General features: G+C 53.5%; 13 protein-coding genes. 1 reads left to right on the plus strand and 12 read right to left on the minus strand.

Annotated elements, in window-relative coordinates; translation table 11 throughout:
* Positions 1-27: 27 nt before the first annotated feature.
* The 12 genes from nth to MOY_RS00745 form a co-directional block, all read right to left on the minus strand.
* Entirely contained in the window at positions 28-666 is a 639-nt protein-coding gene (gene nth / locus MOY_RS00690; protein ID WP_009095403.1) for an endonuclease III, read from the minus strand.
* A gap of 30 nt (positions 667-696) precedes the next feature.
* Complete coding sequence (locus MOY_RS00695) at positions 697-1398, minus strand: electron transport complex subunit E (protein WP_009095405.1); 702 nt, start codon at positions 1396-1398, stop codon at positions 697-699.
* Positions 1395-2030, minus strand: a complete 636-nt coding sequence (gene rsxG, locus MOY_RS00700; RefSeq protein ID WP_009095406.1) for an electron transport complex subunit RsxG — start codon at positions 2028-2030, stop codon at positions 1395-1397. The genes MOY_RS00695 and rsxG overlap by 4 nt, the downstream gene beginning before the upstream one ends.
* Positions 2027-3076, minus strand: coding sequence for an RnfABCDGE type electron transport complex subunit D (locus MOY_RS00705; protein ID WP_009095408.1), 1050 nt, complete (start codon positions 3074-3076; stop codon positions 2027-2029). The genes rsxG and MOY_RS00705 overlap by 4 nt, the downstream gene beginning before the upstream one ends.
* A complete protein-coding gene (rsxC, locus tag MOY_RS00710; protein WP_009095411.1) occupies positions 3073-4734 on the minus strand; it encodes an electron transport complex subunit RsxC in 1662 nt (553 codons plus the stop codon). The genes MOY_RS00705 and rsxC overlap by 4 nt, the downstream gene beginning before the upstream one ends.
* A complete protein-coding gene (gene rsxB / locus MOY_RS00715) occupies positions 4721-5323 on the minus strand; it encodes an electron transport complex subunit RsxB (protein WP_009095413.1) in 603 nt (200 codons plus the stop codon). Before rsxB ends, rsxC begins: the two co-directional genes overlap by 14 nt.
* 3 nt (positions 5324-5326) lie before the next feature.
* Positions 5327-5908: an electron transport complex subunit RsxA gene (gene rsxA / locus MOY_RS00720; RefSeq protein ID WP_009095414.1), complete on the minus strand. Its 582-nt coding sequence runs from the start codon at positions 5906-5908 to the stop codon at positions 5327-5329.
* Positions 5905-7503, minus strand: a complete 1599-nt coding sequence (locus MOY_RS00725) for a sensor domain-containing diguanylate cyclase (RefSeq protein ID WP_009095415.1) — start codon at positions 7501-7503, stop codon at positions 5905-5907. Before MOY_RS00725 ends, rsxA begins: the two co-directional genes overlap by 4 nt.
* 89 nt (positions 7504-7592) lie before the next feature.
* Complete coding sequence (gene metG, locus MOY_RS00730) at positions 7593-9629, minus strand: methionine--tRNA ligase (protein ID WP_009095416.1); 2037 nt, start codon at positions 9627-9629, stop codon at positions 7593-7595.
* Between the two features lie 138 nt (positions 9630-9767).
* A complete protein-coding gene (locus MOY_RS00735; RefSeq protein WP_009095417.1) occupies positions 9768-10049 on the minus strand; it encodes a hypothetical protein in 282 nt (93 codons plus the stop codon).
* A gap of 127 nt (positions 10050-10176) precedes the next feature.
* The gene (locus MOY_RS00740; protein WP_009095418.1) at positions 10177-11358 is read right to left on the minus strand and encodes a 1-acyl-sn-glycerol-3-phosphate acyltransferase; all 1182 of its coding nucleotides are present in this window, start codon (positions 11356-11358) and stop codon (positions 10177-10179) included.
* 59 nt (positions 11359-11417) lie between these two features.
* Positions 11418-12356, minus strand: a complete 939-nt coding sequence (locus MOY_RS00745; protein ID WP_009095419.1) for a recombination-associated protein RdgC — start codon at positions 12354-12356, stop codon at positions 11418-11420.
* A gap of 180 nt (positions 12357-12536) precedes the next feature.
* Between MOY_RS00745 and MOY_RS00750 the strand changes: the two genes are divergently transcribed.
* Positions 12537-12974 (plus strand): acyl-CoA thioesterase, encoded by a 438-nt coding sequence (locus tag MOY_RS00750; protein WP_009095422.1) that lies wholly within the window; start codon positions 12537-12539, stop codon positions 12972-12974.
* Positions 12975-13007 lie beyond the last annotated feature (33 nt).

The following is a 13007-nucleotide window of genomic DNA, read 5'->3' on the forward strand; positions in this document are numbered from 1 at the left end:
AGCATCCTCATGTTGTTAGCCTGGTGTTTAACCAAGCTCGGTTTTTTCTTTATAGTCGCACAGATCTTCGATAATGCAGCTACCACAGCGCGGCTTACGCGCAATGCAGGTATAGCGGCCGTGGAGAATCAGCCAGTGATGGGCATCCTGTTTAAATGCCTTGGGTATGTGCCTTAGCAGTTTCTGCTCAACCTCTACGACATCTTTACCCTTGGCAATGCCCGTACGGTTGGATACTCGAAAAATATGCGTATCCACGGCAATGGTGGGCTGCCCAAAAGCCGTATTAAGAATCACGTTCGCCGTTTTTCGCCCAACGCCGGGTAAGGCCTCCAGTTCTTTGCGTGTTTTCGGTACCTCGCTACCGTGCTGATTAACCAGCAAGTGGCAGGTTTTCATCAGATTTTCGGCTTTGGTGTTAAAAAGCCCAATGGTTTTAATGTGGCGCTTTAGCTCATCAATGCCAAGGTCAATGATGGCTTGCGGGGTGTTGGCCACTGGGTAAAGTTTAGCGGTAGCTTTGTTCACCCCAACGTCTGTAGCCTGTGCGGAGAGCAGCACGGCGGCCAGCAGTTCAAAAGGCGTGCTCCAGTTTAGCTCGGTCGTGGGGTGTGGGTTTTCCGCCTGTAGGCGTGCAAAAATTTCATGACGCTTTTGGGCATTCATGGAGTCTTCTCTTGGTTATTAAAGGCTACTTTATTTGATTGTGCCGGTCACCCTTACCCGACGATCGCTACGTGGCGTAACCGTGGCTGGGCGTGCTCGCGTGGCGCTACGTTGATCGAGCGCATTTTTTAGCGCTATCAATAGGCCCGCAACAAAAAAAGCACCTGGCGGCAGGATGAAAAACAAAAACTGATAATTATCCACCAAGGTTAGCTGCCAATTAGTGGCAGCAGGGCCAAACAGTAACGCCATGCCGCTGAATAGCGTTCCTTGGCCAAGCAGTTCACGTATCGCCCCGAGCACGATCAGTACCGCGCCAAAGCCTAGCCCCATCATAAAGCCATCGACGAAGGCAGGCAGCACTGGCTGGCGCGAGGCGAAGGCGTCTGCGCGACCTAATATGGCGCAGTTGGTAACAATCAGCGGAATGAAAATCCCCAGCACTTGGTAAAGCGGGTACGCATAGGCGGCCATCAATAGCTCTGCACAGGTAACGAAAGCGGCAATAATCATAACAAACGCCGGTAGCCGTACCGCACTGGGTACCTGATGGCGGAGGAGTGAAATTGTCGTGCTAGCGCCGACCATCACCAGCAGCGTCGCAATGGCTAACCCGAGGGCATTGACCACGCTGCCGCTAACAGCCAGCAACGGGCAAAGCCCCAGCAGCTGAACCAGTGCAGGGTTATTAGACCACAGCCCTTCACGGGTGAGTTGGCGCCATTGGCTCATGGCGTTGGCTCCTCAAAGGTGATGGGGAGATTGGACTCTGTTGTATATAAAAGCGCCTGATGTACCGCATTAATCACGGCGCGGGGGGTAATGGTTGCACCGGTAAAAGCATCAAACTGTCCGCCATCTTTGTGTACCGCCCAGCTTCCCGGCGGCAGGCTGGTTAAGCTCAGCCCGTCAAAGTGAGTTATCCAGTCGCTGCGCTGGCGCTCGATATCATCGCCGAGCCCTGGCGTCTCCTGGTGCTGGGTAACCCGTACACCGGTTATTTTGCGCTGTTGGTCAATGCCGACTAGCAGCCTGATTTCACCGTTATAGCCTTGGCGCGTCACCACCGGCAGAATAAGTGCGCTTCCATCGCCGCTATGAATTTGCCAGCCTTGCGTCTCACTGCGATGCCCAAGCTGCGAAGGGTTGGGTAGCTCAAATACGCCATTTAAAACATCTTGAATAGGCGTGTCAGCCAGCGCAGGGGGCAGTACTTGCTGCAGCTGGCGGTGTTGATGGGCGAGCTGGTGGGTGGCAATTCTCTCGGCGGTTAGCGCGCGGGTAAGTGCGACACTGCCCGCGGTGACTAGTGCAAAGGCCCCTAGGGCAAAGGCGCCGCGTAGCATCGCTTGGCGAGGCGTCATAGTGGCTCCTTGGGCGCTGAGTGAGTTGCTGTATTGGCATGGCCGCTTGGACGCGGCACGGTGTAGATATCTAATAGCGGTACACAGAGATTCATTAGTAGTACCGCAAACGCCACTGCGTCGGGGTAGCCGCCGAAGGTGCGAATAATCATCACGAGGGCACCAATGCCCGCTCCATAAATCAGTTTGCCACGTTGGCTGGTGGCCGCTGAGACCGGGTCAGTGGCGATAAAAAACGCCCCAAATAGCGTGGCGCCCGTTAATAGGTGAAACAGCGGCGAGGCAAAGTGGCTTGGGTCGCTGGCATAAAACAGCGTCGCTAGCAGCATCATGCTACCCAGCATGGCGATGGGGATATGCCAGCTGATAATACGCTTGGCAATTAGCACTAGCCCGCCGATTAACCAAGCAAACGCCACGTTGCGCCAAGCGCTAAGCGTGCCTTCGGGAAGCGGCTGGCTGGCCCAGAACTCGCTGGCAAGCACCGCCTCACCTTTGTGCTTGAAGGCGTCAAGCGGCGTGGCTCCGCTCAACGCATCAAGCGTTGCTGGTGGCAGGGAGCCAATAATTTGCGCCCATAGCGTTTGGTTGAATAGCGACTCGGCCGTGAGTGCTTGGGGCGGCGACCACAGCGTCATGTAAGTAGGCAACGACACTAGTAGTAAGGCATAGCCCACCATGGCCGGATTGAATGGGTTGTGGCCCAAACCGCCATACAGCTGCTTAGCGACCACAACTGCGGCCATTACGCCCACCGCGATGAGCCACCAGGGGCTAGCGGGCGGTAGAGAAGCGCCTAACAGTACGCCGGTAAGCAGCGCACTGGAATCCCGCAGCGCTGGCCTTACTGGGCGCTGGCGTAGGGCTACTATCAGTGCTTCAGCACCAAGGGCAAATAACCCGGCTAGTAGCACGTTACTGATCACGCCCAGTCCGAAGTAGAACGTCATGGCCGCTATGCCCGGCAGGGTTGCCACGATGACCCACCGCATAAGGTGGGCGGTTGATGGGGCAGCGCCTACCTGGGCGGCGTGCATCATGCTCATGGGGTGTCCTTTTGGATGGCGTTCTCGCGCGCGCTGGCGAGGCGCGCTTCCGCCGCCTTGAGGTTTTCTTGGGCGGTTGCAAGCTGGGTTTCTAAATCATCAAAGCGCTGCTTAGGATCTTGTTCGGCGGCCCTGGCTAGCACTTTTTCAGCTTTTTTAACCGCAGCTTTGGCAGCGGTTTGGGCAATTCGCAGGCTACGTAGATCTACCTCTGGCGTGGCGTGATCACCTGCAGTGCTCGTCGAAGGCTTTTGCGTTTGAGCCAGCCTTGCCTGGCGGCGGGCCTGTTTTTCAGCATCTTCCCGGGCTAGGCGTGCTTGACGGAATTCAAAGCGATGCTTGGCGTGGTCGGACTTGGCTGTTTCTATCTGTTTCATGCGGATGCGCTGCTTTGCTAAACGATAATCCTTAACCAACGGAATAAAACTTGGGCACACAAAGCTGCAGGCGCCGCACTCAATACAGTCAAACAGGTTAAGTGTTTCCAGCGTGCTATCGTTTTCGGCCCGGGCATACCAGTGCAACTGCTGGGGGAGTAGTTGGGCGGGGCACACACTTTCGCAGGCACTGCAGCGAATGCAGGGCGACTCAATAGGCGCTGGTGGTAGCTCTGCCAGGGTAGCGGCAATCAGGCAGTTGGTGGTTTTCGTCACCGGCGTGTCTAACGTGGCAAGGGGGGTGCCCATCATAGGACCGCCAACAATAACCTGATGGAGTTGCCCGGGCATTAAACCAACGCCGTCGAGCAAACTGGCCACCGATGTACCTAGCCGTACCCAGTAATTCCCTGGGGTACTAACCGCTTCGCCGGTCAGGGTAACAATACGCTCAACCAATGGTTTGCCGTCGCGCACGGCGTGAAGTGCTGCCAGCAGGGTGCCAGGATTATGGCATAGCGTGCCCACATCGGCAGGTAAACCACCGCTGGGCACGTCACGATTAAGCACTTTTTTGATTAACTGGCGTTCACCTCCGCTGGGGTAGCGGGTCTCGATGACCTTCAGCACGATGGCTGCCGGATGCTGTGCCTGGGGGAGCGCGTGCTCTAAGGCACTAATGGCCTCGGGTTTGTTATCTTCAATCCCGATAACGATGGTTTGCACACCACAGAGTCTGGCAATTAGCTGGGCGCCTTCCAGTACATCCGCGGGGTAGCTGCGCAGGGTAAGGTCGTCAGCGGTGATATAGGGTTCGCACTCGGCGGCGTTAACCACCAGTGTGTCTATCGCGTGATGCTCTGCGACCTGGGCTTTAATGTAAGTGGGAAAGCCCGCCCCCCCTAGGCCGGTTAGCCCGCTGCTATCTAGCCTCTCGAGTAGTGTGGCCGGTGAGGCTGCCCGCCAATCAAGCGGTGGTAGCCTTTGCCAGTTGTCTAACCCATCCGACTCAATGGTAATCGCGGTGTTGCTAATCTGGGTGACGGTGCCGCTTACGCTGGCGTGAAGAGGGGCGGAAATCATACCATCGCGCTGGGCGATCAAGCTGCCCACCTTCACGCTGTCTCCCATCGCAACGCAGGGCGTCGCAGCGTTCCCTGCATGCTGTTTTAAAGGCAGCGTTACCTGGGCCGGCAGCGCTGCAACCTGCAACTTAGATTGATTCGAGCGGGCTTTACGCTCGGGCGGGTAAATGCCGCCTGGAAACTCAAAGGCGGGCATGCTCACTCCTGGCGTGGGGGCGGTCACTGGCAATGATTCCAGAAGCGCTTACTAACGGCTGCCACTGGGTGAGCGGTTTACTTCTGGGCAGCATATCAATGCAATCCACGGGGCAGGGGGCTACACATAAGTCGCAGCCGGTGCACTCATCTTCAATCACGGTATGCATCTGCTTGGCGGCCCCAATAATGGCATCAACCGGGCATGCCTGAATGCACTTAGTACAGCCAATGCACTCCGCTTCGCGTATAAACGCGACGGTATCGTCGGTGGCAGCGTCACCATCTAAAGGCGCTGGCTCTCGGCCCAATAGGTCAGCCAATGCGTGAATAGTGGCGTCGCCGCCGGGTGGGCACTTGTTGAGGGCATCGCCTTGGTTAATGGCTTCAGCGTAGGGGCGGCAGCCAGGGTAGCCGCACTGGCCGCATTGGGTTTGCGGAAGCAGCGCATTAATTTGCTCAACCAGCGGGTTCGCTTCGCTTTTAAAACGTTCGCTGGCCATGCCCAGCAGTGCTCCAAAGATAATACCTAGCCCTGTCAGCACGCCTATGGCGCTGACAATGCCCCACCATGAAAATGTATCGCCCATGGGTTACCCCTGCACCAAGCCAGAAAAACCAAGAAACGCTAGCGACATAAGGCTTGCGGTAATCATCGCGATGGCTGCCCCCTTAAAGGGCATGGGTACATCGGCGCTGGCCAAGCGCTCGCGCATCGCGGCAAACAGTACCAGGATCAGCGAGAACCCTAGCGCTGCGCCTAGGCCATAGAGTGTCGTGTGGAAAAAGCTCAGCTCGCGGTTAAGTGATAGTAGCGCTACCCCGAGTACGGCACAGTTGGTGGTAATTAGCGGCAGAAAAATCCCCAACACCTGATGCAACAGGGGGCTAAGCTGGCGCACCATTATTTCGGTGAACTGTACGACGGCAGCAATCACTACAATAAAGCTAATGGTACGCAGATAGGTAATATCAAAGGGCACCAGTAAACCGTGATACACCACGTAGCTGGCCGCGGAGGCAAGCGTAAGTACAAAGGTTGTGGCCAGAGACATGCCCATGGCTGATTCCAGCTTATTGGAAACGCCCATGAAAGGGCACAGCCCTAAAAACTGTACCAGTACGAAATTATTGACCAGCGCGGTGCTGACCAAAATGATAAAGAGTTCACTCATGGCGGGGTATTGTGCGTAGAAATAGTCTCTTTGACTAGCGGTGGTGCATAAAGTCGCACCTGATGTCGGCCCGCTTTTTTCGCCTCATAAAGGGCTTGGTCGGCGGTGCTCATAAGTGCCGTAGGTGTAAAGTGCTCATTGATCTCCAGCGCACTGATACCAATACTAAAGGTAAGGTGAGGGGCAACCGGTGAAAAGTTATGCGGGTAATTAAGCGCATCAATTTCCGCATTAATAGCGTTGGCTAACCGGTGCGCCTGGTCGGCGGGCATCTCTGCGAGAACAGAGAACTCTTCGCCGCCGGTTCGGGCAATCAAAACGTCATTATTCTCGGCAAACGCTTGAAGTGTTGCGCCCACGGTGGCAAGGCAGTGGTCGCCCTTGGGATGGCCGTAATGGTCGTTAAATAATTTAAAATGGTCAATATCGAGCATCATCACCGCAACCGGGGTGTGATGGGCTATTGCTTGCTCTACAGCGCGCTGTAACTCTTGATCAAAAAGGCGACGGTTAGGTAATCCCGTTAAAGGGTCGTGGGTGGAGAGAATACTTAATTTTTCATTGAGCTGCCGTTGGCGGGTGAACTGTTGCTCAAACGTACGTGCAAGTAGGCCTATTTCGTCATTGCGATTGGTAAGCTTATCGTGATTTATTTCTTGTGTTCCTACTTGCTGAGTGAATTGGGTTAATAACCTCAGTGGTTTAAGAACGATTTTCTCAAGCAGTAAAAGTACTATGACAATGACAGCTATCATCAAGCCTGCTGTCCATAGCAGTACGTAACGAAAGGTGGCTAAACTGGTTAAATAGCTAGTTCGGTCAAGCTCTACTCCAACAGCTAAGGAGGCGGGAGCAGTTGAGCCTGAAATGGGGAGGTAGCGTTCGGCAACTACAGTGTTACCTGAGAAGCTAAAAGTGTCATTTAGAGGCGCTGCCTGGTTACTGACGCTAAGATTGATTGATAACCCAGTATAATCCTCCAAAAATCTCAGCCATTCATTATTTAGCGTACGTGTCTTAAACAGCCATCCTGGCGATATGCCACTTTTATCGGTAAGCAAAATGGGGCTAGAGGCTACGGCGGCGAGAGGATTATCAGGATATATATTAGTTTGATCAGTTCTGTTTTCTTTGATGGCAGCTTGCATGCTGTTAACCCACGGAGCCATCCAGCTACAGATATCTGCGGGAGTATGGCATGTTTGATAGCTGCCTGTTGCCGGGTTTATTCCTGCAAGAAAATGAACATCGCCATTGCGAGTGAAAAACGCCATTAGCTGATAGCGCATATTCTCAAACATTTCTTGGCTAAAGTTGACGTCTGCGTAGCGCGGGTAATTGCCCTGGACAAACTGATAGGTATCATCCCAATGAGCCCAGTCTCGCACTTGGGCGTGTAGCTGCTGTTGATCCAGTTGAAAGCTACGCTCAACGCGATCAAGCTCCCTTTTTATCGTTGCACGCTCTTCTTCCTGCAGGGCTGGAAATATAAGCCATATGCTAATTGCTGCTAGCGCAGTGATTGCGCCGATCAATAATCCGCTAAGTGCAGCAAAGAAACGAAAACGCAATGAGCGCGGAGTACGCGGATTCATGAAGCAAACTCACTAAGGTTGATATATTAGTACGACAGCATAAAAAAGGGCTAAGATTATGAACTTAGCCCTTCTGTCTGGGTATCTAATTACGTTACACGTTGACCAGGCTCTGCGCCAGAGTCGGGAGAGAGCAGATAAATACCCTCGTTGTTAGCAGAAGCCAGTACCATGCCTTCTGAAACGCCAAAGCGCATTTTACGCGGCGCCAAGTTAGCCACCATCACCGTTAAGCGGCCCTCTAGCGCTTCTGGCGAGTAAGCTGATCGAATGCCTGAAAAGACATTGCGGGTTTCGCCGCCCAAATCCAGGGTTAGCTGCAAGAGTTTATCTGCACCTTCAACGTATTGCGCTTTAGCGATACGAGCAATGCGTAGGTCTACTTTCGCAAAGTCCTCAAAGCTGATTTCTGCAGCAATAGGGTCTTCTGCCAAGGGCCCTTTGGGGGTGTTCTTCAGCTTCTGCTCTTCCACTAAATCCTCCTTAGAGGCCTCAATCATGGCGTCGATTTTGTCACGCTCAACCCGCGTCATTAGGGGCTTGAACTTATTGATCGGATGATTAATCAACACATCACCACGGCTTTCCCAATCCAGGGAGTCAAGCTTGAGGAACTCGCGGGCTTGTTCAGCCATTACAGGTACTACCGGAGCGAGGTAGACCATTAACTGGCGGAACAGGTTGATGCCCACGGAGCAGATCTCTAGCACCTCGCTATCGCGGCCATCCTGTTTTGCCAGTGCCCAGGGTTCTTTTTCAGCAATATAGGTATTGGCCTCATCTGCCAATTCCATGATTTTGCGCATGGCTCGGCTAAATTCTCGGGCTTCGAAATCGCCCGCAATGTCTTCGCCGGCGGCAATAAAGCGCGCCACCATCTGGGGCTCGGCACAGTGTTCTGCTAGGGTACCGTTCCCAATTTTTTTCACAAAGCCTGCGCAGCGGCTGGCGATGTTAACGACCTTACCAACGAGATCAGAATTCACCCGTGCGGCGAAATCTTCCAGATTGAGGTCTAAATCGTCGACTTTGGAGGTTAGCTTCGCTGCAAAATAGTAGCGCAAGTATTCTGGGTTAAGGTGCTCGGCATAAGTAGCGGCTTTAATAAAAGTGCCGCGTGACTTGGACATCTTGGCGCCATCGACGGTTAAAAAGCCGTGGCAATTAACCGCCGTAGGGGTGCGCAGGTCGGCGCCATGGAGCATGGCGGGCCAGAACAGGGCATGGAAGTAGACAATGTCTTTACCAATAAAGTGATAGATCTCGGCGCTGGAGTCTTTTTGCCAGAAACTATCGAAATCAATTCCTTCGCGGTCGCAAAGGTTTTTAAAGCTAGCCAGGTAACCAATAGGGGCATCAAGCCACACGTAGAAGTATTTGCCTGGCGCGTCGGGGATTTCAAAGCCGAAATAAGGTGCATCTCGGGAGATATCCCACTCGTTAAACCCGGATTCGAACCACTCCATAAGCTTATTGCGAATTTGTGATTGAACGTGACCGTCGTTAATCCACGCCTGAAGAAACTCAGCAAAGTCAGGTAGCTTAAAAAAGTAGTGGGTAGAGCTGCGTACCTCTGGAGTCGCCCCTGAGATAGCTGAAACCGGGTTAATCAAGTCGGCGGGCGTGTAGGTTGCACCACACTTTTCGCAGTTATCTCCGTACTGGTCGTCGGCGCCGCACTTTGGGCAGGTGCCTTTAATAAAGCGGTCCGCTAGGAACAAGCCTTTTTGAGGGTCAAACATCTGCTCAATATCGCGAGTGGCAATATGGCCTTTATCGCGCAGGCGTGTGTAAATCAGTTCACTAAAATAACGGTTTTCGTTGGAATGGGTGGAGTGGTAGTTATCAAACCCAACACCAAAGCGGGAAAAGTCTTCTTGGTGATCTTGGGAGACGCGGGCGATCAATGCCTCTGGCGTGATGCCTTCCTGCTCAGCGCGCAGCATAATGGCGGTGCCATGGGCATCATCGGCGCAAACGTAGTAGCACTGCTGGCCACGACTTTTTTGAAAACGCACCCAAATATCCGTCTGGATGTACTCAAGCAGGTGACCGAGGTGAATCGCTCCATTCGCATAGGGGAGCGCGCTGGTCACCAGAATGTTGCGCGGGGCAGTGTTGGACATGGTGAATGATGCTTCCGGTTAGGCCATAACAAATAAAGACGGCGAAGGATAAATGCGCTTCGCCGGTAACGTAACTTCGTGCGTTAGAACTGTTGATCGTTAATAGCTGTTGCTAAAAACTAACAAGGTTTCTTAACGCTAATACAGCGCTTGCTCTTCTTGCACCACTTCGCGCAGCACGTTCAAAAACAGCTTGTCGGCGTCTGAGTGCTCTGCGGGGTCTTCAGGAATGTGTACGCTGGTGGTGTCGGATATCTCGTTAGCAATGCGAGCCATCGCTGAAGCGCTATTGCCTTCTGCCAGCTCCTTGCGAGCAATGGTCAGCGACTGTTCAAGAATTTTTGGGTCTTGTAGCAGTTTGCGTATAAAGCCATGCAGCTCGTTGATGATGCGTGTTTTTTGAATTTCTGATGCGGACATTAGGACTCTCCTTAAGACCGCGCTTGGTGAAACTGCCAAGCGGAACAATTATTGCCTTGACCATAGCACTTTTTCGGCGGCCGAGCATGTTCTGCTCGGCGCCAGCGTGGGAAAAATTCAACAGCGTTTAAAGGGTTAAACGGCCCGCTTTATGTTTAACAGGGTTGGCGTACTGTTCGAGCCAGTAGGGGCGTAGCGCTTCAGGTACACTGGCTAAACGCTCCTTAAAACGTTCTCTGTCCTGCCGTGAAATGGCTTTGCGGGCGACCAGTTCTGGCGCCTCACCCAGTGCTTCTAAGGCAAGGTAATGGCTTGGGAATAAGCGGTAGCCGCCAATCACCTGGCGGTCGATTTCTGCCGCCACTTCCCCAGGCGTGGCCATATCGGCGCTGACTGGACTGCCAAATTTGAGTTGGACACGCCCCTTGGAGCCGGTAATTCCCGCCACAATTGAGCGAATATCTTCAAATTCACTTTTAGCGTAGCTGCCCTGGGTGGCCACGTCATGTAGCTCTTGGGCTTTTTGCAGGTCGCAAGGGTCGTACTCATAGCTTATGGAGACCGGGACCAGCTTTAATTCCGCAATGGCTTCGCCAAATTCCATATCACGCTCGGCGTGGCGTCTGGCCATAATGAGCATTTTGATAATAGCGGCGTCGGTATGATCTATGCCGTTTTTGGCACGCCCTTCACGCTGAGCCATCCATATGGAGTGCTGGTCGACCGTAATGGAGTGGCGTATGTAGGCAGAAAGCTGCTGATAGGCCGCCAGCATGGCGCGCTTGCCACGGGCACTGCGCGGCACAATAAAGCTCTTATTTAGACGCATAAGGTCCGTGACATAAGGCTTTTTCAGCAGGTTGTCACCAATCGCGATACGCACGGTATCGCGATTGGCCTGATAGAGCGCGTAATTGACAAATGCAGGGTCCAGCGAAATATCACGGTGGTTGCCGATAAATAAATAGGCGCTGTGATCGTCGAGTTTATCAAGCCCAGCGACGTCAAACGCATCCGTGGTGGTGCGAATCATGCGCTCCATATAATGGGCAATACGCATTTGGAAGCCGCGCACGGTGGTAACGCCTTTCACCTCGCGGCGCACGGCATAGCTTGCCAGGCCGCGTGCGAGAGGAGGTGCCCATTTGGCTAGGCGCGGCAGCCGGAATTGCGTTAGCGCATCGAGTAGCTCGCTGTCGTGGGAGAGGCGCGCAAGAACGTCTTTCACCTCATGATCCATGTAGGGCCGAATGTCGGCCCAAGGGTCATTGGCGGGGTCAGCATTGGGTGCGTTATTGTGTTGAGTCATGCGATCCGTTGGGTGTTAAGCAGAAGTAAGTCGATGTTCAGCGCCAGCAAAAGTAGCCATTAGGCTTCTTGCTGCGCGGCAGGTTCCCGCTGTGTTTCACCTCCGAGCCACTCCAATAAACGGGTGACGTCGTCGGATAGCGCCTGTGCCATTAAAATAAAGTCGGTTTCCAGGCGTGCCAGGGCGTCGTCGCCATCATCGGCATGGTCAGCCTCCTCGATTAGCGCGTCGCCAAAACGCAGCGATTTAAGTGCTAAATCGTCGTGGAGTACAAAGCTTAAGCGACCCTCCAGGCTAATAGCGAGTTTACTTGCTTGGCGACCACTTTCGAGCAGTTGTTGAATCTCGTCGCTGTCTAAGTCTACTTGCCTTGCCCGCAAAACGCCGTCATCGCCTTTGGCTTTCAGCTCCACTTGATCGCCCAGCTTAAGATCCGATGGGCGGCTGGCAGGGTCGCCAAGCCATGTGGTCATGGCACGGATGGGCAGCGTTTGGGAGGAGATTGGCGTGGCCTTTAAACTGCCAAGGGTTTCACGGAGTAGGTCTAAGATATCTTCTGCGCGGGTACGTGAGCTGGCATTAATACCGATCAGGTGGCGGCGGGTATCCCACCACACGTCGACTTTCTGGCTGCGTACAAAAGCACGCGGCAGTAATGCTTCTGTAACTTGCTCTTTTAACGCGGTTTTTTCTTTGCGCGTGACTTTGCGACCTTCGCTGGCCTCAATATCCGCGACTTTTTCGTCGACTTCTTCTTTAACCACTGAAGCCGGCAGTAAACGCTCCTGACGCAGCGCTGAGATCAGCCGATGCCCCTGGATTTCATGCAGTAATTGTCCTCCGCTTAAGCGGCCTGCGGGCGCTGTCCAGCCAAGGCGCCGTGCATCGGCATTTCCAAGAGGCTTGGCTGCATGGGTATCGAGTGCGCTTGCTAATGCTGAACTGTCTAGCTCAGGGGCGCCATGAAGGCGATATAAATGCAGGTGCTTAAACCACATGTCACCAATCCTATTAAAAAGGTGGCACATTATGTCGAAAGCAGACCTTTCCTGCTAGCACCTCGGGGGAATGTCGTGTTGTTGCGTACGTTTTAAACTTGTGTTTGATTGATGATTGTTTTTACCAACTCGCTCAACCACACACAGTTATTGAAAAACAGTTATCGAAAAGGAGGCTCTATGTCAGGGGCAATTACACAGGTAGGTATGCGGGTCCGCGGCTATCACTTAGACGGCTATGGCCACGTAAATAACGCGCGCTACCTTGAGTTCATGGAAGAGGGGCGCTGGGCCTTTTTTGATGAGCACCCGCGACTGATCAAGCAACTTCACCAATCAGGATATGCATTTGTGGTGGTTAATTTAAATATTGATTACCGCGCGGCGGCGGTGCAGAACGATGATCTTCATGTTTTGACGGGTATTGTCGAGGTAGGTGAGCGCAGTGCGCTTTGCCACCACCACATCCTACGTAAAGATGGCGCGCTTGTCGCTCAAGCGGATCTCACCTTTGTGCTACTTGATATGAAAGCCAACAAAGCCGCGGCCATTAAAGGTGACGTGCGTGACGTGCTTGAAGGTCTCGTAGTGACAAAAGAAGCGTTTACAGCACAATAATCGAAGGCGATGCCCCTGACTGCCCTTGGTGCT

The organism is Halomonas sp. GFAJ-1, assembly GCF_000236625.2.
GTDB lineage: Bacteria > Pseudomonadota > Gammaproteobacteria > Pseudomonadales > Halomonadaceae > Vreelandella.